22 protein-coding genes are annotated in these 25,002 nt (G+C 35.1%); 15 read left to right on the top strand and 7 right to left on the bottom strand.

Features of this window, described 5'->3' with window-relative positions; translation table 11 throughout:
• Positions 1-153 precede the first annotated feature (153 nt).
• The 4 genes from AC3ITQ_RS21655 to AC3ITQ_RS21640 all read right to left on the bottom strand — a co-directional run bounded on the left by AC3ITQ_RS21655 (position 154) and on the right by AC3ITQ_RS21640 (position 3,489).
• Entirely contained in the window at positions 154-669 is a 516-nt protein-coding gene (locus tag AC3ITQ_RS21655) for a GNAT family N-acetyltransferase (RefSeq protein WP_489236143.1), read from the bottom strand.
• Positions 670-693: 24 nt separating this feature from the next.
• Positions 694-1,173: a DUF6691 family protein gene (locus AC3ITQ_RS21650; protein WP_072972872.1), complete on the bottom strand. Its 480-nt coding sequence runs from the start codon at positions 1,171-1,173 to the stop codon at positions 694-696.
• Positions 1,174-1,201: 28 nt separating this feature from the next.
• Positions 1,202-1,771, bottom strand: a complete 570-nt coding sequence (locus AC3ITQ_RS21645; RefSeq protein ID WP_489236142.1) for a YeeE/YedE family protein — start codon at positions 1,769-1,771, stop codon at positions 1,202-1,204.
• A 299-nt stretch (positions 1,772-2,070) separates the two neighbouring features.
• Positions 2,071-3,489: an MBL fold metallo-hydrolase gene (locus tag AC3ITQ_RS21640; RefSeq protein ID WP_489236141.1), complete on the bottom strand. Its 1,419-nt coding sequence runs from the start codon at positions 3,487-3,489 to the stop codon at positions 2,071-2,073.
• A gap of 784 nt (positions 3,490-4,273) precedes the next feature.
• On the opposite strand from AC3ITQ_RS21640, the gene AC3ITQ_RS21635 reads away from it, so the two are divergent.
• The 6 genes from AC3ITQ_RS21635 (at position 4,274) to AC3ITQ_RS21610 (ending at position 9,034) form a co-directional block, all read left to right on the top strand.
• Positions 4,274-4,867 carry an HD domain-containing protein gene (locus tag AC3ITQ_RS21635; RefSeq protein ID WP_489236140.1) on the top strand — a complete coding sequence of 198 codons (594 nt, stop codon included), beginning with the start codon at positions 4,274-4,276 and terminating at the stop codon, positions 4,865-4,867.
• Positions 4,868-5,139: 272 nt separating this feature from the next.
• Positions 5,140-6,486, top strand: coding sequence for a cytochrome ubiquinol oxidase subunit I (locus tag AC3ITQ_RS21630; RefSeq protein ID WP_489236139.1), 1,347 nt, complete (start codon positions 5,140-5,142; stop codon positions 6,484-6,486).
• Between the two features lie 2 nt (positions 6,487-6,488).
• Positions 6,489-7,565 carry a cytochrome d ubiquinol oxidase subunit II gene (gene cydB, locus AC3ITQ_RS21625; protein WP_489236138.1) on the top strand — a complete coding sequence of 359 codons (1,077 nt, stop codon included), beginning with the start codon at positions 6,489-6,491 and terminating at the stop codon, positions 7,563-7,565.
• Positions 7,566-7,710: 145 nt separating this feature from the next.
• The gene (locus AC3ITQ_RS21620; RefSeq protein WP_489236137.1) at positions 7,711-8,091 is read left to right on the top strand and encodes a hypothetical protein; all 381 of its coding nucleotides are present in this window, start codon (positions 7,711-7,713) and stop codon (positions 8,089-8,091) included.
• 53 nt (positions 8,092-8,144) lie between these two features.
• A complete protein-coding gene (locus AC3ITQ_RS21615; RefSeq protein WP_489236136.1) occupies positions 8,145-8,561 on the top strand; it encodes a hypothetical protein in 417 nt (138 codons plus the stop codon).
• A gap of 86 nt (positions 8,562-8,647) precedes the next feature.
• Positions 8,648-9,034 carry a hypothetical protein gene (locus tag AC3ITQ_RS21610; protein ID WP_489236135.1) on the top strand — a complete coding sequence of 129 codons (387 nt, stop codon included), beginning with the start codon at positions 8,648-8,650 and terminating at the stop codon, positions 9,032-9,034.
• A gap of 276 nt (positions 9,035-9,310) precedes the next feature.
• On the opposite strand, the gene AC3ITQ_RS21605 is transcribed toward AC3ITQ_RS21610, so the two are convergent.
• Positions 9,311-10,096, bottom strand: a complete 786-nt coding sequence (locus AC3ITQ_RS21605) for a sulfite exporter TauE/SafE family protein (protein ID WP_489236134.1) — start codon at positions 10,094-10,096, stop codon at positions 9,311-9,313.
• 156 nt (positions 10,097-10,252) lie between these two features.
• A complete protein-coding gene (locus AC3ITQ_RS21600) occupies positions 10,253-10,879 on the bottom strand; it encodes a Crp/Fnr family transcriptional regulator (protein ID WP_489236133.1) in 627 nt (208 codons plus the stop codon).
• 484 nt (positions 10,880-11,363) lie between these two features.
• On the opposite strand from AC3ITQ_RS21600, the gene AC3ITQ_RS21595 reads away from it, so the two are divergent.
• The 4 genes from AC3ITQ_RS21595 (at position 11,364) to AC3ITQ_RS21580 (ending at position 16,900) form a co-directional block, all read left to right on the top strand.
• A complete protein-coding gene (locus AC3ITQ_RS21595) occupies positions 11,364-11,675 on the top strand; it encodes a rhodanese-like domain-containing protein (RefSeq protein WP_072972856.1) in 312 nt (103 codons plus the stop codon).
• A 77-nt stretch (positions 11,676-11,752) separates the two neighbouring features.
• Complete coding sequence (locus AC3ITQ_RS21590) at positions 11,753-13,333, top strand: NADP-dependent glyceraldehyde-3-phosphate dehydrogenase (RefSeq protein ID WP_489236132.1); 1,581 nt, start codon at positions 11,753-11,755, stop codon at positions 13,331-13,333.
• Between the two features lie 354 nt (positions 13,334-13,687).
• Positions 13,688-15,559, top strand: coding sequence for a M1 family metallopeptidase (locus tag AC3ITQ_RS21585; protein ID WP_489236131.1), 1,872 nt, complete (start codon positions 13,688-13,690; stop codon positions 15,557-15,559).
• An 84-nt stretch (positions 15,560-15,643) separates the two neighbouring features.
• A complete protein-coding gene (locus AC3ITQ_RS21580; protein WP_489236130.1) occupies positions 15,644-16,900 on the top strand; it encodes an alpha/beta hydrolase-fold protein in 1,257 nt (418 codons plus the stop codon).
• 137 nt (positions 16,901-17,037) lie between these two features.
• Here AC3ITQ_RS21580 and AC3ITQ_RS21575 read toward each other — a convergent pair whose 3' ends face one another.
• Positions 17,038-17,601, bottom strand: coding sequence for a hypothetical protein (locus AC3ITQ_RS21575; RefSeq protein ID WP_375032544.1), 564 nt, complete (start codon positions 17,599-17,601; stop codon positions 17,038-17,040).
• A gap of 162 nt (positions 17,602-17,763) precedes the next feature.
• On the opposite strand from AC3ITQ_RS21575, the gene AC3ITQ_RS21570 reads away from it, so the two are divergent.
• The 5 genes from AC3ITQ_RS21570 to AC3ITQ_RS21550 all read left to right on the top strand — a co-directional run bounded on the left by AC3ITQ_RS21570 (position 17,764) and on the right by AC3ITQ_RS21550 (position 24,786).
• A complete protein-coding gene (locus AC3ITQ_RS21570) occupies positions 17,764-18,192 on the top strand; it encodes a GNAT family N-acetyltransferase (protein WP_489236129.1) in 429 nt (142 codons plus the stop codon).
• 256 nt (positions 18,193-18,448) lie between these two features.
• Positions 18,449-18,829: a hypothetical protein gene (locus tag AC3ITQ_RS21565; protein WP_375032546.1), complete on the top strand. Its 381-nt coding sequence runs from the start codon at positions 18,449-18,451 to the stop codon at positions 18,827-18,829.
• A 174-nt stretch (positions 18,830-19,003) separates the two neighbouring features.
• Positions 19,004-20,086 carry an efflux RND transporter periplasmic adaptor subunit gene (locus AC3ITQ_RS21560; RefSeq protein WP_489236128.1) on the top strand — a complete coding sequence of 361 codons (1,083 nt, stop codon included), beginning with the start codon at positions 19,004-19,006 and terminating at the stop codon, positions 20,084-20,086.
• Positions 20,087-20,186: 100 nt separating this feature from the next.
• Positions 20,187-23,354, top strand: coding sequence for an efflux RND transporter permease subunit (locus AC3ITQ_RS21555; protein WP_489236127.1), 3,168 nt, complete (start codon positions 20,187-20,189; stop codon positions 23,352-23,354).
• A complete protein-coding gene (locus AC3ITQ_RS21550) occupies positions 23,347-24,786 on the top strand; it encodes a TolC family protein (RefSeq protein WP_489236126.1) in 1,440 nt (479 codons plus the stop codon). The genes AC3ITQ_RS21555 and AC3ITQ_RS21550 overlap by 8 nt, the downstream gene beginning before the upstream one ends.
• Positions 24,787-25,002: the final 216 nt, after the last annotated feature.

Raw genomic sequence — 25,002 nt, 5'->3', positions numbered from 1 at the left:
TCTTTGCGCGTATACGCCCTCTCATCGATATGCTGTCAGGCTTTCGCTGCTACTTCGGTAGCTTAGCTCTATCCTTCACGCGGGCATATGATACAAGAAACCCGACAGGTTATTAAAACGTGTCGGGTTTCATAGATAATGCTGAGTATAAATTTATTTTAACTGTTTCTCGTAAGCTCTTCGTGCGCCGCCTCTAAAATAGACTTCCCCACAATACGTATAATTTAATTTGTCTAAAATTTTAAGCATCGGAACATTGTCAAAATTAGTGTCTACCTTAATGCTGTAAACATTATTTTTAATGCTTAAACCTTCAACGTGTTCAAAAAGTTTGGTAGCAATACCTTTTCCTTTTGCCAATTTTGAAACGGCAACACGATGTACCACAACATAATCGCCATTCGTAAGCCATTTGCCTTCGATTTCTTCGTAAGCCGGTTCTATGTCGAAAATAATGGCAGCGTAACATAAAATAGTTTCGTTTTCTGTAAGCACGTAACCAAAACCATTATTGATATCATTTGTAATTGAAAGCTCGTTAGGATAGCCGTCTTGCCATTGTTTGCTTCCTTCTAATCTTCTTTGTTCGATAGCATCTTGTATAATTTCCCAAATTTGAGGAACTTCTGCAAGAGTTGCTTTTCTTAATTGTAATGCTGTTATACTCATTTTTTTAGTCTAACTATATATTTATTAGTGAGGCAATTTATCTTTAATTAAACCATAAAACCAAGTTCCTGCAATGGCACTTAATAAAGTAACTACAATTACAGTAACTCCAGTCCCAATTTGTGCGAACAAAGGTCCAGGGCAAGCTCCGGTAATAGCCCAACCAAATCCGAACATCAATCCGCCATAGATTTGCCCTTTACTGAAAACCTTTGGCTGAATTTCGATTTTTTCTCCGTGAATGGTTTTAATGTTGAATCTTTTAATGATCTGAACGGATATTACGCCAACTACAACCGCGCTTCCAATTACGCCATACATAAAGAAAGACTGCAATTGAAACATTTCCTGAATACGGAACCAGCTGATGATTTCGGCTTTTACGAATACAATTCCGAAAAAGATTCCCACCAAAAGATATTTTAAGTTTGATAATCCGGAATCTTTCAATTGGCTTGCGTTGATTCCTTCAGTATCGGTATTTTTATTTTCTAAATTATTCATTTTTGAAATTTTAAAGTGAAAGAATATCCTAAAGAGCAAGAATATACGGTAAAATCAAATTCGCCATTATGAAACCGCCAATCATAAAACAGATTGTCGCCACTAATGAAGGCCATTGTAAATTTGAAATTCCCATAATCGCATGTCCGCTCGTGCATCCGCCAGCATAACGCGTTCCAAAACCAACTAAAAATCCACCAACGACAATCATGATGAAACCACGAAGCGTGAATAAACTTTCCCAGGAAAATAACTCTTTTGGCAATAATCCCGAATGATCGGTGATACCGTAAGAAGCCAATTGTTCCGAAAGCTGCGGTGTAATTTCAACCGGATTTGGATTGGCTAAAAGATAAGCGGCGATAATTCCGCCAAGAAAAATCCCGAAAACGAAAAATAAATTCCAGCTTTCTTTTTTCCAGTCGTATTTAAAAAACGAAATATTCGCCGGAATACAAGCCGCACAAATATGTCGTAAAGACGAACTAATCCCGAAAGATTTATTTCCGATAATCAATAAAATTGGCACAGTCAGTCCAATTAAGGGGCCAGCAACGTACCAAGGCCAAGGTTCTTTAATAATTTCTATTATACTCATGTTTTAATATTAAATGTTTTTCCACCATATAAGTGATATAAGTAATTGTAAGTTGGTGTTTAAATCGCACAGACTTAATATCAGTACATATAATCGTTATGTTTTTTTACCATATAAGTGATATAAGTAAATTATAGGCTGGGCTTTAAATCACGCCGAATTACAAACTTATATAATCCTTATGTTTTTTCACCATATAAGTGATGTAAGTAATGATAAGTTTAGCTTTAACCAGTTTAAAGTTAAAACGCTCCGTAATTAAATGAACTTATATAACTTATATGGTGAAAAATTTATGTTTACGCTTTCAAAATCTTGCTTTGGCAAACGAAATCTGATTTTGGAATTGCTGTTTTAGCAATTGCTCCAAAACCTCCGTCAATTTCGGTAAAGTTTCTGAAACCGCGTGCTTGTAAAATGGACGCTGCAATCATACTTCTGTAGCCGCCTGCGCAATGTAGATAAAAATGCTCCTTTGGATTAATGTCTTTTACCCAGTCATTAATATAGGTCAAAGGTTTGCTGTAAGCGTCTTCGATATGTTCTGCTTCATATTCCGTTTCTTTTCGAACATCAATAACTTTGTCTTCTTCTATTTTAAATTCAGAAGCAAATTGTTCAGCTGAAATTCTGTTTACAGTATCCACTTCAAAACCAGCTTTTTCCCACGCATCAAAACCACCTTCTAAATGTCCGATAATCGAATCAAAACCTACACGGCTTAAACGTGTTACGGTTTCTTCTTCCAAACCATTTTCGGTTACTAATATAATAGGTTGTTTTACATTGGCAATCAAAGTTCCAACCCACGGTGCAAAATCGCCGTTGATTCCAATATTAATAGATTGCGGAATAAATCCTTTATAAAAATCGCCGCTTTTTCGGGTGTCTAAAATTAACGCTCCGGTTTCTTCGGCAATAGCCTCAAAATCTTCTGCTTTTATTGCTTTCATTCCGTTATGCAAAACTGATTCGAAGCTTTCGTAACCGCCTTTGTTCATGGCTACATTCATGCTGAAGTACGCCGGAGGAGGTAATAATCCGTCGGTTACTTCTTTAATAAATTCGGCTTCCGTCATATCGGCACGCAAAGCATAATTCGTTGCTTTTTGGTTCCCGATTGTTGAAACGGTTTCTTTACTCATGTTTTTTCCACAGGCACTTCCCGCACCATGCGCTGGATAAACGATTACATCATCGGCCAAAGTCATCACTTTATTTCGAAGCGAATGAAATAAAATTCCGGCCAATTGATCCTGTGTCATTCCAGCTGCTTTTTGAGCTAAATCCGGACGACCAACATCTCCGATAAATAAAGTATCTCCTGAGAAAATTGCATGATCTTTTCCGTTTTCGTCAATCAATAAATACGTCGTGCTTTCCATGGTATGTCCTGGAGTATGCAACGCTTTGATTGTAATTTTTCCGATTTTAAATTCTTGTCCGTCTTTAGCAGAAATACAATCGAATTCGCAGGCCGCGTTTGGTCCGTAAACGATTGGCGCTCCGGTTTCTTTGCTTAAATCAATATGTCCCGAAACGAAATCGGCGTGGAAATGAGTTTCAAAAATGTATTTCAACTTAACGGCATCGCGGTCTAAACGATCCAGATAAGGCTGAATTTCCCTAAGCGGATCAATTATAGCTGCTTCTCCGTTTGACGTTATATAGTATGCACCCTGCGCAAGGCATCCGGTGTAAATTTGTTCAATTTTCATGATATGAAATCTTAAATAAGTTCCACAAAGGTAACTCTGTTTTTTCGGAAAATAAGTGACTAATGTTACAGAAATTCGACTTTTCCAAAAAAACGTTTGATTGTTTTACCATATAAGGCATATAAGAAATTATAAGTTGGATTGTCAATCGTTATGTTTTTTTTACCATATAAGTTATATAAGCAATTATAAGTTGGAGTTTAATTGCGTTGAACTTATATGAGCTCATATAAGTTTAATCGGTTTAGAGTTATAACACACTGCAATTAAATGAACTTATATGACTTATATGACTTATATGGTGGAAAAAAATGTTTGGTGGGTTTCACCATATAAGTCATATAAGGAATTATAGGCTGGAGTTTAGATTGTGCTGAACTTATATGAGCTCATATAAGTTTAATCGGTTTAGAATTATAATACACCGCAATTAAATGAACTTATATGACTTATATGGTGGAAAAAAATGTTTGGTGGGTTTCACCATATAAGTCATATAAGCAATTATAAGTTGGAGTTTAATGCGTTGAACTTATATGAGCTCATATAAGTTAAATAGTTTTGAGTTAAAACACACCGCAATTAAATGAACTTATATCACTTATATGGTGGAAAAAAATGTTTGCGGGTAATTGCTTATATGACTTATATTGTGCTGAACTTATATGAGCTCATATAAGTTTAAACAGTTTTGAGTTAAAACGCACCGCAATTAAATGAACTTATATCACTTATATGGTGGAAAAAAAAATCTACGTAATTTTACTACTCTAGATTAAACATTATGAACACAAAAGACTTATTGGATCAAATTGCTTTTATAAAAGAGATTGATAAAGTAAAATACATTCAGCGAAAAACGAAGCTCTTTAACAGCGACCGATGCGAAAATGATGCCGAACACAGCTGGCATTTGGCTTTGATGGCGATCGTTTTAGCAGAACATTCAGATCAACCGATTGATGTTTTGAAAGTAGTAAAAATGGTTTTGATTCATGATATTGTAGAAATCGACGCAGGAGATGTTTTTATTTATGATACAATAAAAAGTCACGATAATACCGATGAAGAACGATTGGCCGCAAATCGTATTTTTGGTTTGCTTCCGAAGAAACAAGCGGAGGATATGATTGCCATTTGGGAAGAATTTGAAGCCGGCGAAACCAACGAAGCCAAATTCGCAAAATCGATGGACAGGTTAGAGCCTTTATTGCAAAACACCTCTAACGATGGAGGAACCTGGAAAGAGTTTGACGTAAACTATAAAAAGGTGTACGAAAAAAAGAGCGTCATAAAAGAAGGCTCCACAACTTTATGGAACTACGCAGAAGGCTTAATAAATGAAAGTGTTGAAAAAGGAATTTTGAAAAAGGAATAAATATTAAACACATAGAATCATAGTTTTTCATAGCTTAAAAAAAGGCGTTTCACTAATTTAAAGACACATAGCTATGTGTTTTGAAGCAAGTGAAACGCCTTTTTACGTTTCCAAAATCCTATGTCTCTATGTGTTTAATATTTTAGCTTTTAAATTTTTCAAAATTGTTGAAAAGTTTAACAAATACCAGCATATAAACTTTTTTTAAAGGCAGGAATTTCGGGTTTTAATGGGTAAATTTGTGGAACTTCATAAAACCAAATACCACTATAATGGAAGAAATGCTTTTTTATGACCGAATGCAATTCGCCTTCACAATTACCTTTCACTATCTTTTTCCGCAACTTACAATGGGTCTTTCTTTGATCATTGTTTATTTCAAATGGAAATATCTTAAAACTCAAAACGAACAATACAATCACGCCACACATTTCTGGATGAAAATTTTTGCCCTGAATTTTGCAATGGGCGTTGTTACCGGAATCCCGATGGAGTTTCAATTTGGGACCAATTGGGCTAAATTCTCAGAATTAACAGGAGGAATTATAGGTCAAACATTAGCGATGGAGGGTATGTTTTCTTTCTTTTTAGAATCTTCCTTTCTTGGGATATTTTTATTTGGAGAAAAAATTCTTGGACATAAATGGCATTTTGTAACCGGAGTGTTAATCATGATTGGTTCCTGGGCCAGCGGTTATCTAATTATTGCTACCCATTCATGGATGCAGAATCCGGTTGGGTATGAAATTCTGGCAAACGGTAAATTTGTACTGACGAATTTTAAAGCTTTATTTCTAAATCCTTGGCTTTGGCCCTCTTATCTGCACAATCAGGCCGCTTCTTTGGTGACGAGCTCTTTTGTCGTAGCGGGAATTGGTGCTTTTTATATTTTGAGTCAGAAGAATGTTTCTTTCGGAAAATTGTTTCTTAAAACAGGCGTTATTTTCGGATTGATTTCGAGTATAATTGTCGCAGTTCCAACGGGAGATTTACTGGCAAAAAACGTTGTAAAATATCAACCGGTAACTTTTGCCGCTATGGAAGGAATCTTTCATACCGAGAAAAAAGGTTCTGAAATTGTTTTAATCGGTCAGCCCGATGTCAAAGACAAAAAGCTGGACAATAAAATCGCAGTTCCTAATATTTTGAGTTTCCTGACATATGGAAACTGGGATCAGGAAATTAAAGGATTGGATCAATTTGAAGAAGATTTGCATCCAACGAATATTTCAGGATTGTATTATGCCTATCATATTATGGTGGGACTCGGAACCGTATTTATTGGTTTGATGGTAATTGCTCTTTTCCAATTAATCAGAAAGAAATTGTTCGAGACCAAATGGATATTATGGTCGCTCATGTTTATGATGCCGTTTCCGTATATTGCCAATACCACAGGTTGGTACACCGCGGAATTAGGAAGACAACCGTGGCTTGTTTATAATTTAATGCGAACCGCAGCCGGCGCATCGCCAACCGTTTCGTCCGGAAATACCTTGTTTACTTTATTAGGTTTTATAGGATTGTATCTTTTACTCGGAATGCTGTTTTTGCTTTTGATTGGAAAAATTATCAATAAAGGACCTCATCACGTGGAACTTTCAACAGAAAAAATATAAGTATGGAATTTTTTTGGTACGTCGTTTTAATGGGAATTCTGGCCGTTTACATTGTATTGGACGGTTATGATTTTGGAGCAGGAATTATTCATTTGTTTTTTGCCAATACAGAAAAAGATAAAAAAGCAATTACAAGCGCAATTGGTCCGTTTTGGGATGCCAACGAAGTCTGGATTATTGCTGCCGGAGGTGTTTTGTTTTTTGCTTTTCCAACCTTATATGCATCTTCTTTCAGCGGCTTTTATTTGCCGTTGATTATGATTTTATGGTTGTTGATTTTCCGTGCCATCGGTTTAGAAATGCGAGGTCAAGTACATCATCCCATGTGGGAGGCGATTTGGGATAAAGCGTTCGGAATTGCGAGTTTGCTGCTGGCTTTGTTCTTCGGAATTGCTTTGGGAAATATCGTGCGCGGTGTCAATCTCGGAATGGTGCAAAACGGCGTTTCGACGCAAGAAGCTCATTTTTTCTTTTTGCCATTGTGGAATCCAACGTTTAGCCCGCAAGCTAACGAATTGGGAATTATAGATTGGTTTACCCTTTTCCTCGGAATTGTAAGTGTTGTCGCTTTAACGATTCATGGTGCCAATTGGATTATCTTTAAAACCAATTCGTCTTTAAATGAACAGCTTAAAAAAGTCGTTTTTAAACTGAATTTCTTTTTATTGCTTTTAGTTTTTATTTCCTTGGGAATTTGGCATTTTATTGAGCCGGAACCGTTTCATAATTTTGTTGAAAATCCAGTTTTGTGGTTTTTCCCAATCATGACTTTTGTTGGTATTTTAGGATTGTTCAAAGTGCGTTCGTTCAAAAAAGACGGTCAGGCATTTATATTTTCGACCTTGTTTTTAGTGGGAGGATTCGCTTCAACAGCGGTTTCGATTTTTCCGAATGTTTTGCCTTCGACCAATAATGTAAATCCGTCTTTAACGATTTATAATACTGCTGCTGGAGAATACGGATTGAACGCTGGCCTAAGCTGGTTTTTTATCGCTTTGTTTTTAGTGATTGTTTATTTTATTATTCAGTATCGTGTTTTTAGCGGGAAGATGGATGATGTTGGGTATGGGGAGCATTAAGATGTTTTTTTGCCACGAATTCACGAATTAATTTATAGGAATGGCCGTTGGTTTTAACTGACGGTTTTTTAATTTTAGAGAATCTGAAATTTATTATAAAATGGGTATATTTGGCTAAAGCCGGGAAGATATTCTATAAAGTGTTATGAAGAAAAAAGTAGTAATTATATTTTTAGCTCTTGTTTTAATTATATCTGGGAAATTTCTTTTTCAAAAATGGTATTTTAATTCAGATAGAATTCATGAAAGACGAGAGGAAACATGGAATGAAAGAATATCAAATTATAAATATGTAGAATACATTCCGATTATTTTTCAACAAGATGAACTTATCGATGCACGAGATTTACTTTCTAAGACTCATATTAAAAATGTTATTCATGTTTTAAAATTTCATAATGAAAAGTGGAAAGTTCGCAATGGAAAATTGTTAGTTTCTCGTAATATTGACAGGGAGATTTTGTGGAATTATACTACTAAGGCAAATGATTCTGTTTGGTTGGCTGAGCATCGGATAGGGGAATAAATTTATTTAATACACGAAAAACGAAAGTTTGAAGTTTTATACTACATATCAAAATGAAAACCGATAAGTCGAAGAAAAATATCGTAATAGCTTCTATTAGTCGTAAAATTATGAATCCTGAGGAATGGCTTTATTCAAAAGTTTACTTTGTTGGTACAAGTTTAGAATTTGATCTTGAAGAAAATGAACTGTCAATTTTTGAAGTTAAAAGCGCTAGTGCAACAACGATTATTACCACACGTCGTATTTTAGAAAGAAATAATGATGAAATTAATTTCGTAAGGTTTGAAGATATCGATGATGTAGTCTATGGGCATTTTAAAGGACAAGTAAATAAGCCTCAATTATCAATATTTAGAATATTTGATATATATGGAGAGGAACACAATTTTCAAATGGAAACTGGAAAAGCGTCAATAGGATTAATAAATGCTTTAAATACTAGTTTGCGATTAGTTAAGCATATTTAAGTTTCTTTTAGAAAGAAACGAAAGAATCTCACTAAGTATCTTTTTACTATCACAGATAAAGCTTTGATTAAAGTCAACGAGTAAAAATGAAAAAAGAAAGTCTTGAGTTTTCAAATAAACAGTTGAAAAATATTTTAAATGTTGTAGTAGCAATATTTGTAATTTTTCTTTTTGTTAGATCTTTTATAATAGATACTGACAAAAAAAGACTTGATGATGGGCTAAGAAATATTAAAGAAGAAAGTTTTCAAGGACATGTAATTGATAAGGGATTTGAAAAGTTTAATCACAATGCTTCAATGATTTATTTAAGCAATAACACAAAATTTGCTGTTTTAGGACAATTTTGGGCAGAAATCAAGATCGGAGATTCAATTGTAAAGAAAAAAGGAGAAACGACTATTACAGTTTATAGAAATAAAGAAAAATTTGTATTAGATAATAAGGATGTCATAAAATCTTGGAAAAAATAGATACCGAAAACCTCAATTCACACAAGTCCATGTTAGGGATAGTAGCGGTATCTCCCATTTTTTTAACAAGGCTTTTTAGCCGTAGTTTTTGTTAATCGGGAATATAGCTGATAGCCCGTTAGCCACTGAGAAAACGCCCAAAATATATAAATCCGTTTACTCTTAAGAATAAACGGATTTTTTAGTTTTCGTCTACAAGTAAAACTAAAATTGATATCATAAAATAAAAAGATCTGCAAAATCTGCTCCCGATAGCTATCGGGACTGCGAGAAACTTTAAAACAAAACCTCTTTAGTAATAATATAAAACCCCATCACTAAAACAAACCATCCAAAAATAGGTTTCAGTTTAGTTCCGTCGATTTTTTTAGAAAGCTGGCTTCCTACTACCATCCCGAGAAGTGCCATTGCAGAAACGCCTAATAAAAACGGATAATTGATGGGAGTTCCGATGTATAAATCGCCTGCAAAACCTATTGAAGAATTAATTGAAATAATTAATAAGGAAGTCCCAACGGCTTGTTTCATGGGTAATTTGGCAAAAAAGAGAAGCGCAGGAATAATTAAGAATCCGCCACCGGCACCCAGAAATCCGGTTATGATTCCGACTATGAAACCTATAAAACCGAGTTGAATATAATTGGTTTCAGCGCCTTTTATTTCGGGTTGGTTTTTTCGAATCATCGAAATCGCGGCCGTAATCATCAATACTGAAAAGATAATCATAATCAGAAAATCTTTGGAAACGGAATAAGAGGCAATTGAAAATAGAGTCGAAGCAATCTGAGGAAAAATAACTTCACGAATAATCAAAATCGAAATCACGGAAGGAATCGCAAAATACAATGCCGATTTCAGTTTAAGATTTCCCATTTTGTAATGGCTGTAACTTCCAGACATTGCGGTCAATCCCACAATAAATAAAGAATAAGAAGTAGCCTGCTCCGGATTTACTTTAAACAAATACACTAAAATTGGAATGGTCAGAATCGATCCGCCACCACCAATTAAGCCTAGCGAAATCCCGATAATAATCGAAGCAAAATAACCCAGATATTCCATTGCATTTGTTTTTATGCAAAGGTGGTTCGGAAATTAAAATTCTACAGTAACATTTATCACAGAAGCGTTAAATGTTTTTTTTCGCCACGAATTCACGAATTTGTTTTTGTTAATTTAAATTGAAAAACAAATTCGTGAATTCGTGGCTATTTTTAATTATCTCAATAACTCGATTTGGTTACGGTTGAGTTTGACCAAACCTCTTTGTTCCATTTTTTTAAGTAATCGGGATACGACTTCTCTGGAGGTATTTAATTCAGTTGCGATTTCCTGATGTGATAATTTAACTTCAGAGCAGCCACAGGCATCAGAATGTCTTTTTAGATAAAATTCCAAACGTTCATCCATCGAACGGAAGGCAATATTGTCAACGACTTCTAAGACTTCTTCAAAACGGCTTCGGTACGTTTCGATTACAAATTCGTACCAGGAACGGTGTTCCATCATCCATTTGTCCATCATTTGCAGTGGAATCATCATAACCGAAACATCTTCGACTACTTTGGCCATGATCTGGCTTTTTTCACTTTTTGCGGTGCAAATCATCGAAATGGCGCAGGCTTGGCCGGGTTGTAAATAATACATTAAAAACTCACCGCCATCTTCGCCTTCGCGATAGATTTTGATTTTTCCTTTGGTAATTAAAACCGTGTTTTTGATGTATTGTCCGGTGCGCATTAAAATGGTTCCCGCTTTAAAATCCTGAGCACTTCCGTTTTCTTCGATAGTCGAAAGGAGTTCATTGGAGAAATTCGGGAATATGTCTTTTAATGTATTTTGCATTGGTTATTTTTTAAAACTTAGAGTCATAGTTTTTCATAGCTTAAAAAAAAGGCGTCTCACTTGTATCAAAACACATGGCTATGTGTGGAAACTAGTTTCTTCCATTTTCTTTTTTCCACAAAGTAAATCTATGTTTCTATGTGTTGAATTGCATTTTTTTACAAACTAATTCGTGCTAATTCGTAAAATTAGTGGCAAACAATTTTTTATCAAAATGAAATTAAAACATCTCATTTAATACAAAGATAGCAGATTGAAATGGTATAAATTATCAGAAAACCATATTTGACAGTATTTTATGAAAATGAAAAAATCCTATTTTCTATCGATTTTATAGGGTGTATTTTTAAAAATAGTGAGTAAATTTGTGTTTCACTGATTATAATACTTTCTCTAAAACGTTTTCTGAGAATAATAATCGAAATCGCATTTGGCACGTTTTTAATTAATAGAAACGTCGTAATTTTACAAAAACACATTTATTATGAATTTATCACAAGAAGATTGGGTTAATCAGCTTGCTGCTGACGAGAATGCAGTTATACTGGACGTAAGAACTGAAGACGAATTTAATGACGGTTATATCGAGAATGCCGTAAACATTGACATCAATAAAGGTCAGGGTTTTATTTATGAAATCGAAGAGTTAGATAAAAACAAAAATTATTATGTGTATTGCCGTTCTGGAGCGAGAAGCGCCAAAGCATGTCAGATTATGAATGAGTTAGGTATAAATAATGCCTATAATCTGCTTGGTGGAATTCTGGACTGGGAAGGGGATACCGTGAATCCATAAAATAGAAGAAGAGGCAAGAAAAAGCCTCTTTTTTCGTTTAAAATGCTATTAATAACCAAACTATAAATTACCAGATTATGAGTTTAATACCCGAAGAATATCAGATCACAAACCTGATAAATCAAGATACTTATCTTGTAAATGGAGAACTGAAAAAATGGACAGGGCAAACCACACCTGTGTTTTCGACTATTTCTTCTACTGAAAAATATACACCAACATTATTAGGATCGATTCCGTTTATGGCAGATAAAGAAGCTGCTGAAGTGGTGGAAGCTGCAAACGCTGCTTATAATAAAGGACAAGGTTTATGGCCAACAATGAAAGTAGTTGACCGTATTAAATGCATGGAAAATTTCGTAAGACAGATGAAGGAAACCCGCGAAGAAGTGGTGAAACTTTTGATGTGGGAAATTGGAAAAAACCTTGGTGACTCTCAAAAAGAATTTGACAGAACAGTTGAATATATTCAGGATACTATTGCCAGTTATAAAGAACTAAACGGACGCAGTTCACACTTTGAAAAAGTGCAAGGTGTAAACGCGATGATTCGTCGTGGGCCTCTTGGTGTTGTATTGTGTCTTGGACCTTACAATTATCCTTTAAATGAAACTTTCTCGTTATTGATTCCGGCTTTGATTATGGGTAATACTGTAATTTTTAAACCAGCTAAACACGGGGTTTTATGTATTTCACCTTTATTGGAAGCTTTCAGAAGCAGTTTTCCAAAAGGGGTTATCAATATCGTATACGGACGTGGACGCGAAGTAGCTTCTCCAATCATGAAATCGGGTAAGATTGATGTTTTGGCCTTAATTGGAAACAGTAAATCGGCGATTGCTTTGCAGGATCAGCATCCAAATAAAAACAGACTACGTTTGATTTTAGGTTTAGAAGCAAAGAACCCGGCGATTATTTTACCAGACGCCGACTTAGATTTGGCTATTCAGGAATGTATTGCAGGAAGTTTATCTTTCAACGGTCAGCGTTGTACAGCTTTGAAAGTACTGTATGTTCATGAATCTATAGCAGAAGAATTTAACAGACGTTTCTCTGAAAAAGTAGATGCCTTAGGATTTGGAAATCCATGGGATAAAAATGCTTCTTTGACACCACTTCCAGAAACGGATAAACCAGCTTACATTCAGGGATTAATTGATGATGCTTTACATAAAGGCGCAAAAATCCTAAATGACAAAGGTGGAAAACATACCGATAATTTTATTTTTCCGGCAGTTTTATATCCTGTAAATAAAGAAATGAGAGTGTATCATGAAGAACAATTTGGACCAGTTGTGCCAATTATTTCTTTTAAAGATATTAACGAGCCTCTTGAAGATATGGCCGAATCAAACTACGGTCAGCAAGTAAGTTTGTTCGGAAAAGATATTAAAACTTTAGCACCGCTTATTGATGCTTTGGTAAATTTAGTTTGCAGAGTAAACCTCAACAGTTCTTGCCAAAGAGGACCGGATGCGTTCCCGTTTACAGGCCGTAAAGATTCTGCTGTAGGAACTTTAAGTATTCCGGATGCTTTACGTTCTTTCTCAATCCGTACGTTCGTGGCTTCAAAAGATATCGCGTATAACAATGAAATTCTGCAGGAATTGCTAAACAGCAAAGAATCTAACTTCATCAATACCGATTATATTTTGTAGTTATTAAGGTTATATATTAATTGTAGATACCGTCTTTTTTCGCCAGAGAAAGACGGTTTTTCTTTTTTAAGGTACTAAGTTGCTAAGGTTCTGAGGTACTAAGTTTTTTTGCCACAAAGACACTAAGGCACTAAGTTTTTTTAACTTTTCGGCCTTGCGACTTTGCGTGGAATTCTTGCCCGAGTAAAGAAAAAGTCAACTTTGCGACACTTGCGTAATTCTTTGCGACCTTTGCGGTTAAGTGAACCCCAACTTAACAAAAAGCATAATTTTGCAAAAAAGTGTAACTTTAAGTTAAAAAAATCCACTAATATTATAATCAATATTAAATCATCAAAAATCTTAAAACAAGTTATGAGAAAAAATGTACTTCAATTAGTGGTAATTGCATTTGTTTTTCTTGCACAAAACAGCTTTGGACAGGAATTGTATATGCCACGAAACATAAAAGAGGCCTACGCTAAAGGCACTCGTTCTATGGACGGAAAACCAGGAAAAAACTACTGGCAGAATCACGGAAAATATACCATGGAAATTACTGTTGATGCCAAGACAAAAATCGTGAGCGGAACAGAAACGATTATTTACGAAAACAACAGTAATGATACTTTGAGAAATCTTCCAATTCGTTTTGTAAATAACCTTCATAAACCATCTTCTCCAAGAAGCGGCAATGTGAGTCAGGATTTTTTAAGTGACGGTTTAACGATCACATCTTTAAAAATTGCAGATGAAATTTATAAGGAAGATGGAAGAAAATGGGGAACAGTTGGAAATGTAAAATTGAAAAAACCGGTACCTCCTCATTCTAAAGTTACGATTAATATCGATTGGAATTATCCATTGTCTAAAGAGAGCGGGAGAGAAGGGCAAATTGATGAGACTACGTTTTTTGTAGCTTACAGTTATCCACGTGTTTCTGTTTTTGATGACTATAATAAATGGGATAGATTACCTCATACGGATCGTCAGGAATTTTATAACGACTTTAATGATTATACCTACTCGGTTAAGGCTCCAAAAAACTATGTTGTTTATGCAACCGGAGATTTGTTGAACCCTGATGAGGTTTTACAGCCTGAATTTGCGACGCGTTTGAAAAAGTCTTATACAGCTAATGAAGTGATGCATATTGCTAACGAACAAGAAATGAAAAGTGGTGCTGTAACCAAACAAAATGAATGGAACGTTTGGAAATTTGAAGCTAAAAATATTGTAGACGTTTGTTTCGGATTGAGTGATCATTATCTATGGGATGCTAGCAGTGTTGTAGTTGATAAAAAAACAAATCGTCGCGCAAGTGTTCAGGCGGCTTATGATGTGAAAGGAACTGACTTTGTGGCTTCTGTCAAAAACAATCAATATGCTTTGGATTATTTTTCAAATAAATGGCCGGGAGTTCCTTATCCGTTTTCAAAAATGACCGCTTTTCAGGGATTTGCTGACATGGAATACCCAATGATGTGTAACGATTCACAAATGGGAGATCCTAAATTTGCTCAATTAGTGCAAGATCACGAAGTAGCACATACTTATTTTCCTTTTTACATGGGAATTAACGAAACACGTTACGCTTTCATGGATGAGGGTTGGGCAACCACTTTTGAATATTTAATTGGGATTGAAGAGCACGGTAAAGAAGCGGCCGATAAATTCTACAAAGAATTTAGAGTAGAATATTATATAAAAGATCCATCTACTGAAGAAGATCAGCCTATCATTTCAATGTCTTCTCAGGTTTCGGATGCAGGTTACGGAAATAACTCTTATGGAAAAGCTTCTCTTTCTTATTTGGCTTTAAAAGATATGCTTGGCGATGATTTGTTCAAAAAATCATTACATGCTTATATGGAGAATTGGAACGGAAAACACCCAATTCCTTGGGATTATTTCAACTCTATAAATACAGCTTCAGGAAAAAATTTGAATTGGTTCTTTAACAATTGGTTTTTTACCAATAACTATATTGATATAGCAGTTAAAAATGTTACTAAGGACGTAGTTTCTGTAGAAAATGTTGGTGGCTTTGCGATTCCGTTTGACCTTAATATTGTTTATGCAGATGGTTCGAAAGAAACTGTTCATCAAACTCCTGCTGTTTGGGAAAACAATCAAAAGCTGACAACAATTACTTTGAAGAACAAGAAACAAATTAAACAAATTGCACTTGATGGAGGTATTTTTATGGATGCCACACCAAACAATAATAATTTAGAATTGAAGTAAAATTAACTAATTTCTAAGCCGCCTTTTTCATTGAGAAAGGCGGTTTTATTTTTAGTATTAAATAGTATAAAACTAAACCAACTTATGAAAAACAATAATTTTAAGTATGTATTCGGATTTAAGATTGTACTAATTTTTTTAATGATTGCTAGTTTTGGGTTTGCCCAGAATAGAAACAATATTCAAATTGGTACTATTGACAGTATTTCTTCTAAAGTTTTAAATGAGGAAAGGAAAATTTGGATTCATCTTCCAAGAAGTGCCCAGAATACTGGTTTTGCAAAACAAAAATATCCGGTAGTTTATTTGTTGGATGGGGATGCTCATTTTAGCTCAGTTGTGGGTACGATCGAAGAATTGAGTGAAATCAACGGAAATACCATTTGTCCTGAAATGATAGTAATAGGCATCACAAACACAAATCGTACCCGTGATTTGACTCCCACACATTCAGATATCGATCCTCCATTTGTTCCTCAAAATTTAAGCGAGCAATCTGGTGGAGGAGAAAAGTTTGCCGAATTTCTTGAAAAAGAATTGATTCCGTATATTGATAGTAAATATCCAACAGCACCATACAAGACCTTAATAGGCCATTCTTTTGGAGGTTTGACAGCGATAAATATTTTGACAAATCATTCCAATTTATTCAACTCTTATATTGCGATCGATCCGAGTATGTGGTGGGACCACCAGAAGTTCTTAGCAGAGACTCAAAAAAAACTGGCCAATAAAAATTTAGCCAATGTTTCCTTGTTTTTGGCGGCTGCCAACACGATGGATGACACGATGGATATAATAAAAGTGAGAAAGGATACAACACTTTTTACCCGTCATATTAGATCAATTTTGGATTTTAATGATTTCTTAAATCAGAATAAAAAAAGCAATCTGAAGTATCAATATAAATACTATAATGATGATAATCACGGATCAGTTCCTTTGATTGCTACTTACGATGGACTTCGCTATATCTTCAAGTTCAATCAGCTCAAACTTTCGATCCCGGAACAGGTTAATTTCAATAAAGCTGTTTTAACTAAGATTGAAAAACATTTCGAAGAGGTTTCAAAACATTTAGGTTATAAAGTAAGTATTCCCGAAAATACTGTGAATGCTTATGCATATCAGTCTCTTGGCAAAAAAGATATGGATTTAGCGGGTTACTTATTTAAATTGAATGTGACGAATTATCCTAATAGTCCAAATGTGTATGATTCACTAGGAGATTTTTATGAAGCCATTGGAGATAAAAAAAATGCAATTTCAAGCTATGAAAAAGTATTAGTACTGGATAAAAATTTTCCTGAAACAAGAGCAAAATTAGAAAAACTAAAATAAGCTATAAATAGAATGGCAAAAGCAAGGGCATGAAATTGAAAAAGTAACTAGCAATAATCTGGAACTCTTTTATCTCAAAATACAATAATTAAAAAAGGGAATCATTTTTTGATTCCCTTTTTATTATATAAGAAGTTTTATAAAAACTTAAAGCCGACGGATAAATTAGAAATTCCAGTTTTGATACTTCGTCCTGACGGGTCAAGATCTGTTACACCGGCGAGATAGCGATAGTCTACAGTAAATCGCCATAAATCTACACCAGCACCGCCAAGAAAACTGCTATTGTTGTTTTCAAATGCAATGTAATTGAGGTTATTACTCGCTTTTATATCAGAATAGTTTTTCCAGTTGTAACCTACAAAAATTCGGATGTTTCCCATTTTTCCTAACGGAACAATTTTGAAACCTGCAATTAAAGTAGCGTCTGTTCCTCCCAATGTATATTCAGTTTCTCCAATTCCGGTTTGAGAAACACTAAATTTAGAAGAGGAGTACCCAAATTCGCCCTGACCATAAAAAAGTAATAAATTCACTCTTACAAAACCAGCAAAACCAACGTCTGTGCCAGAGCTTTTGGAACTAAAATCATCTGTTATAGGTGAAGTAATATTGGTAGAGAATTGGGGGCCAAATTGTATCAATTGTGCAAAACCATTCACACTAATACATAATAATGCTGCTAAAATGAATTTTTTCATAATCGGATTTATTTGTTTTACGTACCATAAAAATAATTATTATTAATCAGAATTGTATCATAATTTTAAATTTATTTTAAGGTATCTTTTTGATTATGAGTATTATGTGTTTGGTTTGTGTGATGTGGTAACTACTATAGAAATCCTGTAAATTTGTTTTGAATGATAAACGAAAATTGTACTATGGAAATTAAAGCAATCAAAGCGTCAGAAACCTGGGAAATTCGGCACAAAGTAATGTGGCCAGATCAGCCTTTTGAATTCGTACAATTAGTAGAGGATAATTTCGGACTACATTTTGGAGTGTTTGACCAGGAAAAATTAGTTTCAATTGTTTCTTGTTTTATTGTTTGCGATGAAATGCAGTTCCGCAAATTAGCGACACTTGACGAATATCAGGGAAAGGGAATTGCCTCACTATTGTTACATCATATTTTAGAGTTGGCAAAAGATATGAGTTTGAAAAAAGTATGGTGTAACGCGCGAAGCAATAAAAAATCATTTTACGAGAAATTTGGAATGAGAGAAACAGGGCAAACTTTTGTTAAATTAGGTCAGGAATTTTCAATAATGGAAATTTTGCTTTTTTAATACAATCATTTTTAAAGAATAAAGTATTCGGGACTAGATATTTACGATTTTGATTATATTTCACAAATTACTTAGTTTTACTTAGTAAGATTTTGGTTACAAAATGATTTTTTTATGAGATTTTGCAAGAAATTATTAAGCTTTTATTATAATTTCTGAGTAAAAAAACAATGAAAACGTTTTCGTGTTTTTTTAATGTTAAAGCTAATCAAAATTTCTTTTTTTGTATAATTACTTTGCTTACTTTCGCACCCAAATGAGAAAGTTAGTAGTATTTTTAGTGTTTATGAATTTCCTTCTGCTAGGCGGAGGGCAATATCTTAATGCTGAAACACACCAAAGTTCTCATCACTATCTGGAGAAAAGACACCGCGTTAAATTCACCAATCAGGATCAGGGAAATTCTATTATTGAAGATGCCGATGTAGATCTTGATGAAGAATGTGTTGGAAATGATAATCTTAAGGATGGTTTAAGTACTAAATTTTTTGCAACAACTTACAGTCTACTAGATAGCTGGTATTTGACAATCTCTCGTCAGATCGTTGTGAATTCTTTTAATCGTTTTGAAATTTTCGGCTCCTCTTGTGGCCAATCAAATCCTATCTATATTACTCAACGAGTATTAAGAATTTGATATACAATATACATCAGTCACCTTTGTTGTGATCGTGCATATCTTTTGATGTATATTTTTCTACTTCTTCTTATATGAAATTTTAAGATCCGACTTAGGCTTGCTGATGCATTTTTTCATCTCAAGGAATCATCGCATTCCAAGCATTCAATCGCTTAAATTTCTATTAAAATCATGAAAAGAATTATCGTGTTAACGGGCATGCTTGCCTTGTTGTGCCTAACCAGTTGTACATCAAAAAAAGAAGAAAAAGAAGAAGTTGAAAAATTTACAGTGACAAGTCCTGTAAAAATTGACACTTCATTTACAAAAGAGTATGTTTCGCAGATTAAATCTGTTCGAAATATCGAACTCCGCGCCCAGGAAAAAGGGTTTCTACAAAACATTTATGTTGACGAAGGTCAGTTTGTAAAAAAAGGACAGTTGTTGTTTAAAATTATGCCAAACATGTATCAGGCTGAATTACTGAAAGCGCAGGCTGAACAAAAATCAGTAGAAATTGAATTGCAAAATTCGAAATTACTGGCAGATAAAAATATCGTTTCTAAAAACGAATTAAGTGTAGCTCAGGCAAAATTGCAATCTGCAAAAGCTGAGGTTGCCTTAGCAAAACTTCATTTATCATTTACCGAAATCAGAGCTCCGTTTGACGGAACAATCGACCGTATTCCTTTAAAATTAGGAAGTCTTATAGACGAAGGTGAATTGTTGACCAGCCTTTCAGATAATAGCCAAATGTTTGCCTATTTCAACGTATCTGAGCCTGAATATCTTCAATATCAAACGGATGTAAAAGATCGTGCAGAGAATAAAGTGAATTTACTTTTAGCTAATGGCGAATCTTTTAAATACAAAGGAAATGTAGAAGTTATCGAAAGTGAATTTAATAATGAAACCGGAAATATTGCTTTCAGAGCACGATTCCCTAATTCAGAAAAATTACTTAGAAACGGTGAAACAGGAAAAATTCAAATGTTGGTTCCTCTTAAAAATGCTATTGTAATTCCGCAAAAAGCAACTTATGAAATTCAGGATAAAAAGTATGTTTTTATAGTGGATAAAAACAATAAAGTAAGTTCAAGAGAAATCACTATTACAGGTGAAGTACCTGATTTGTATGTAGTAAAAACAGGACTTGCTGAAACTGATAAAATTTTACTTGAAGGAGTTCAGAAAGTAAAAGAGAACGACAAAATTAATTTTGAATTCCAATCTCCTCAAACGGTAATCAATCATTTACGCGTAAAAGCGGAATAGAAGTTTTGTTTCAAGTTTCAGGTTCAGTGCAAAACTTGAAACCTGAAACTTGAAACTAAGAAAACTTTTTACATGGTTTAATCATTAAAAAAATATAAAAATGTTTAATAAATTTATACAAAGACCCGTACTGTCGATAGTAATATCGTTGGTTATTGTCTTTTTAGGAATATTGTCGGTGATGAATTTACCAATCACCCAGTTTCCTTCGATATCGCCACCGATGGTAAACGTTACGGCAGATTATCCTGGATCGAATGGTGAATTGATGATCAAATCTGTTGTTATTCCGTTAGAAAGAGCTCTAAATGGAGTTCCGGGAATGAAATACATGACCTCTGATGCCGGAAATGATGGTGAAGCGAGTATTCAGGTTGTATTTAATTTGGGTACCGATCCTAACCAGGCTGCGATTAACGTGCAAAACCGTGTAGCTTCGGTTACTAATAAACTTCCTCCGTTGGTAGTTAGAGAAGGTGTTAAGATTACCCGTGAAGTTCCGAGTATGTTAATGTATGTGAATCTTTATAGTACGGATAAAAATACCGACATGAAGTTTCTTTACAACTATGCCGATATCAACGTATTATCAGAATTAAAAAGGGTAAACGGAGTAGGTTCCGGAGATATTTTAGGAACACGTGAATATGCGATGCGTATTTGGTTAAAACCAGATCGTATGCTGGCTTACAAAATTTCTGCTGATGAAGTAATGGAAGCATTATCAAGTCAGAGTTTGGAGGCTTCTCCTGGTAAAACCGGAGAAAGTTCTGGTAAACGTTCTCAGGCATTTGAATATGTATTGAAATATTCCGGACGTTTTACAACCAAAGAACAATATGAGAATATTGTAGTAAAATCAAACAGCAACGGAGAGCTTTTACGTTTGAAAGATATTGCAAAAATTGAATTTGGGAGCTCGATGTATGATATTTATTCTAATTTGAATGGAAGACCATCTGCGGCTATTGTATTGAAACAATCTTTTGGTAGTAATGCAAATCAGGTTATTGAAGACGTTAAAGCCAAATTGGAAAAAATCAAACAAAAATTTCCAAAAGGAATGGATTACGAAATCTCCTATGACGTTTCTAAATTCCTGGATGCTTCTATTGAAAAAGTAATTCACACTTTGATCGAAGCCTTTATTTTGGTTGGTTTGGTTGTGTTTCTTTTCTTAGGAGACTGGCGTTCAACGGTTATTCCGGCAATTGCGGTACCGGTTTCGTTGGTTGGAACCTTTGTGTTCATGACCTTCTTTGATATTTCATTGAACTTAATTACGTTGTTTGCTTTGGTTCTGGCGATTGGGGTCGTCGTCGATGATGCGATTGTAGTTATTGAAGCCGTTCACGCCAAGATGGAGGAAGAACATCTTTCGCCATTGAAAGCAACTAAAAAAGCGATGCATGAGATTGCAGGAGCTATTGTAGCGATTACATTTTTAATGGCAGCGGTATTTATTCCGGTTGCGTTTATGTCTGGTCCGGTTGGAGTATTTTACCGACAGTTCTCGATTACAATGGCAACGGCGATTATCCTTTCAGGTATTGTGGCTTTGACTTTGACACCGGCGCTTTGTGCGATGATGCTAAAAAACAATCACGGTAAACCTAAAAAGAAAACACCTGTAAACCGATTTATTGATGGTTTCAATAATAAGTTTAATCTTGCTCAGGGTAAATACCAAAATGTATTAGCTAAAATCGTAAACAGAAGAGCCGTTACTATTATAGCACTTCTTGGATTTTGTGCCGGAACATGGTTGATTAGTAGCACCGTTCCTTCAGGGTTTATTCCAAATGAGGATCAGGGAATGTTTTATGCGATTATCCAGACACCGCCGGGTTCATCATTAGAAAGAACCAATAATATTGCTGAAAAACTGCAAAAAATAGCCGAAACTGTTGAAGGAGTAAAATCAGTTTCTTCATTGGCTGGTTACGAAATTTTGACCGAAGGTACCGGATCGAATGCGGGAACTTGTTTGATCAACTTAAAAGACTGGAACGATCGTAAACAATCGGTACAGGAAATTATGATCGAACTGGAAGAAAAATCAAAAGATATTCCGGGTGCTAATATCGAATTTTTCCAACCGCCAGCAGTACCAGGATATGGAGCAGCAGGAGGATTTGAGCTTCGTTTACTGGATAAAACGGGTGCGGGTGATTTCAAAAAAGTAGAAGAGGTTAATAAAGAGTTTGTTGAAGAATTGAACAAACGCCCAGAGCTATCCAACGTATTTAGTTTCTTTAGTGCGAGTTTTCCTCAATACATGATGAAAGTCGACAATGACTTGGCACAGCAAAAAGGAGTTTCTATCGAAAATGCGATGAACACCTTGTCAACTCTTGTGGGAAGTAACTACGAAATCAGTTTCATTAAATACGGAATTAACTATAAAGTAATCGTTCAGGCTGCACCGGAATATCGGGCACAGCCAGACGACATTTTGAAATTGTATGTGAAAAATGACCGCGATGAAATGGTTCCTTTTTCTGCCTTTATGAAATTAGAAAAAGTATACGGTCTTTCAGAAATTACGAGACATAATATGTATACCTCAACAGAAATTAGTGGAGGTCCTGCTCCGGGATATAGTTCCGGAACGGCGATTAAAGTAATTCAGGAAGTTGCGGCTAAAAAATTACCTCGAGGATTTGATATTGACTGGGCAGGTATTTCTGCCGATGAGGTAGCACAGGGAAATCAGGCAATTTGGGTATTCCTGATCTGTTTAGGATTCGTTTACCTGGTTTTGGCTGCACAATACGAAAGTTTCATTTTACCACTATCCGTAATCCTTTCTTTACCGGCAGGTATTTTTGGAGCTTTCCTTTTATTGAAAGTAACGGGATTAGAGAATAATATTTATGCTCAGGTTGCCATGGTAATGCTTATTGGTTTATTAGGTAAAAATGCCGTACTGATTGTAGAGTTTGCGATACAGCGACATGCAGCCGGTAAAACTGTTCTTGAAGCTGCAATGGAGGGAGCGAAAGCGAGGTTCCGTCCAATCTTGATGACTTCATTTGCATTTATTGCTGGTTTATTACCGCTTGCATTTGCTTCTGGTCCGGGTAAAATTGGTAACAGAACCATTGGTACTGCTGCTGCCGGAGGTATGCTTATCGGAACTATTTGTGGCGTATTTGTAATTCCTGGATTGTACTACATCTTCGGAAGAATTGCGGAGAAACACAAACTGGTTAAAAACGAAGAAGAAAATCCATTAACTGAAGAAATTGATAACAATCATGTCTAAATTCAAATTATATCAATATAGTGTTGTGGTAGGTTTATGTCTTGCTGTTGCGGGCTGTAAAGCTCCGGCAGCAGAGACGGCAACGACCAGCACACCTGTTCCTGAAGCATTTGGAATTGCAAAAGCTCAGGATACAACGAATACGTCTACTGTAAAATGGAATGAGTTCTTTAAAGATCAAAACCTTGTTGATTTGATTGATGTGGCCCTGAAAAACAATCAGGAGTTAAACATGACGCTACAGGAAATCGAAATAGCAAAAAATGATGTTAGGGTTCGCAAAGGCCTTTTATTACCAACTGTCGGAGTACGCGCCGGAGCTGGAGTAGAGAAAGTAGGAAGGTACACCAGCCAAGGGGCTGGTGATGCCACTACAGAAATAAAACCAGGTGTAGAAACGCCTGATCCGCTTGGAGATTTTACTATTGCAGCTTATGCAAATTGGGAAGTCGATATTTGGAAAAAACTACGAAATTCTAAAAAAGCAGCCGTAAACAGATATTTGGCTACTGTTGAAGGTAAAAACTTTGTGGTTACCAATCTTATTGCTGAAATAGCGGATTCTTACTATGAATTATTGGCTTTGGATACGCAATTGGATATTGTAAAACAAACGATCAAATTGCAGTCAAATGCCTTGGAAATTGTAAAAATTCAAAAGCAAGCGGCGAGAGCAACAGAATTGGGTGTTAAGAAATTTGAGGCTGAGGTTCTAACTTCAAGAAGTTTGGAGTTTGACATTTTACAGCAAATCAAAGAAAATGAGAATAAAATTAATTTCTTGTTAGGACGTTATCCGCAGGAAATTAAAAGAACAAATACCAATTTCTTAACGTTGTTGCCAGCTTCAGTTAGCGCCGGTATGCCATCGCAATTGTTGATGAACCGTCCTGACGTAAAACAGGCCGAATTAGAATTGGTTGCTGCCAAATTAGATGTAAAAGTAGCGCGTGCCGAATTTTATCCGTCACTTGATATTTCTGCAGCGTTTGGAGTTCAGGCTTTTAAACCTTCTTATTTGTTTACGTTCCCTGAATCTATTTTGTATTCTTTGGCCGGAGATCTTGCCGCGCCTTTGATTAACAGAAATGCAATTAAAGCGGAGTTTTCAAGCGCTAATGCAAGACAGCTTCAGGCTTTATACAATTATGACAAAACTATTTTAAACGCTTATTTAGAAGTATCTAATCAGCTTTCTAAAATCGATAATCTTCAAAAGAGTTATGATCTAAAATCACAACAAGTTGATGCGTTAAACACTTCGATTGATGTGTCTAATGATTTATTTAAATCGGCCAGAGTTGATTATTTTGAAGTTTTAATGACACAACGTGACGCATTAGAATCGAAATTAGAACTGATCGATACTAAAAAAGAACAACTCAACGCTGCAGTTCATGTTTACAGAGACTTAGGCGGGGGTTGGAAGTAGAATACCATTTTAATTAGTTATTAGTAGAGGCCTCTCAGAAGTAAAATTCTGGGAGGTTTTTTTTGTCTAAAGAATAAAGAGGAAAGAATAAAGAGGAAAGAATAAAGAGGAAAGGATAAAGAGGAAAGGATAAAGAGGAAAGGATAAAGAGGAAAGGATAAAGAGGAAAGGATAAAGAGGAAAGGATAAAGAGGAAAGGATAAAGAGGAAAGACTA

Source organism: Flavobacterium sp. KH_001 (genome assembly GCF_057840745.1).
This window is presented reverse-complemented; position numbering and strand designations above follow the sequence as displayed.

What these genes read in the sequence shown, in the direction of transcription:
- AC3ITQ_RS21655 (WP_489236143.1), bottom strand. Translation starts at nt 669, where the DNA reads ATGAGTATAACAGCATTACAATTAAGAAAAGCAACTCTTGCAGAAGTT.
- AC3ITQ_RS21650 (WP_072972872.1), bottom strand. Translation starts at nt 1,173, where the DNA reads ATGAATAATTTAGAAAATAAAAATACCGATACTGAAGGAATCAACGCA.
- AC3ITQ_RS21645 (WP_489236142.1), bottom strand. Translation starts at nt 1,771, where the DNA reads ATGAGTATAATAGAAATTATTAAAGAACCTTGGCCTTGGTACGTTGCT.
- AC3ITQ_RS21640 (WP_489236141.1), bottom strand. Translation starts at nt 3,489, where the DNA reads ATGAAAATTGAACAAATTTACACCGGATGCCTTGCGCAGGGTGCATAC.
- AC3ITQ_RS21635 (WP_489236140.1), top strand. Translation starts at nt 4,274, where the DNA reads ATGAACACAAAAGACTTATTGGATCAAATTGCTTTTATAAAAGAGATT.
- AC3ITQ_RS21630 (WP_489236139.1), top strand. Translation starts at nt 5,140, where the DNA reads ATGGAAGAAATGCTTTTTTATGACCGAATGCAATTCGCCTTCACAATT.
- cydB (WP_489236138.1), top strand. Translation starts at nt 6,489, where the DNA reads ATGGAATTTTTTTGGTACGTCGTTTTAATGGGAATTCTGGCCGTTTAC.
- AC3ITQ_RS21620 (WP_489236137.1), top strand. Translation starts at nt 7,711, where the DNA reads ATGAAGAAAAAAGTAGTAATTATATTTTTAGCTCTTGTTTTAATTATA.
- AC3ITQ_RS21615 (WP_489236136.1), top strand. Translation starts at nt 8,145, where the DNA reads ATGAAAACCGATAAGTCGAAGAAAAATATCGTAATAGCTTCTATTAGT.
- AC3ITQ_RS21610 (WP_489236135.1), top strand. Translation starts at nt 8,648, where the DNA reads ATGAAAAAAGAAAGTCTTGAGTTTTCAAATAAACAGTTGAAAAATATT.
- AC3ITQ_RS21605 (WP_489236134.1), bottom strand. Translation starts at nt 10,096, where the DNA reads ATGGAATATCTGGGTTATTTTGCTTCGATTATTATCGGGATTTCGCTA.
- AC3ITQ_RS21600 (WP_489236133.1), bottom strand. Translation starts at nt 10,879, where the DNA reads ATGCAAAATACATTAAAAGACATATTCCCGAATTTCTCCAATGAACTC.
- AC3ITQ_RS21595 (WP_072972856.1), top strand. Translation starts at nt 11,364, where the DNA reads ATGAATTTATCACAAGAAGATTGGGTTAATCAGCTTGCTGCTGACGAG.
- AC3ITQ_RS21590 (WP_489236132.1), top strand. Translation starts at nt 11,753, where the DNA reads ATGAGTTTAATACCCGAAGAATATCAGATCACAAACCTGATAAATCAA.
- AC3ITQ_RS21585 (WP_489236131.1), top strand. Translation starts at nt 13,688, where the DNA reads ATGAGAAAAAATGTACTTCAATTAGTGGTAATTGCATTTGTTTTTCTT.
- AC3ITQ_RS21580 (WP_489236130.1), top strand. Translation starts at nt 15,644, where the DNA reads ATGAAAAACAATAATTTTAAGTATGTATTCGGATTTAAGATTGTACTA.
- AC3ITQ_RS21575 (WP_375032544.1), bottom strand. Translation starts at nt 17,601, where the DNA reads ATGAAAAAATTCATTTTAGCAGCATTATTATGTATTAGTGTGAATGGT.
- AC3ITQ_RS21570 (WP_489236129.1), top strand. Translation starts at nt 17,764, where the DNA reads ATGATAAACGAAAATTGTACTATGGAAATTAAAGCAATCAAAGCGTCA.
- AC3ITQ_RS21565 (WP_375032546.1), top strand. Translation starts at nt 18,449, where the DNA reads ATGAGAAAGTTAGTAGTATTTTTAGTGTTTATGAATTTCCTTCTGCTA.
- AC3ITQ_RS21560 (WP_489236128.1), top strand. Translation starts at nt 19,004, where the DNA reads ATGAAAAGAATTATCGTGTTAACGGGCATGCTTGCCTTGTTGTGCCTA.
- AC3ITQ_RS21555 (WP_489236127.1), top strand. Translation starts at nt 20,187, where the DNA reads ATGTTTAATAAATTTATACAAAGACCCGTACTGTCGATAGTAATATCG.
- AC3ITQ_RS21550 (WP_489236126.1), top strand. Translation starts at nt 23,347, where the DNA reads ATGTCTAAATTCAAATTATATCAATATAGTGTTGTGGTAGGTTTATGT.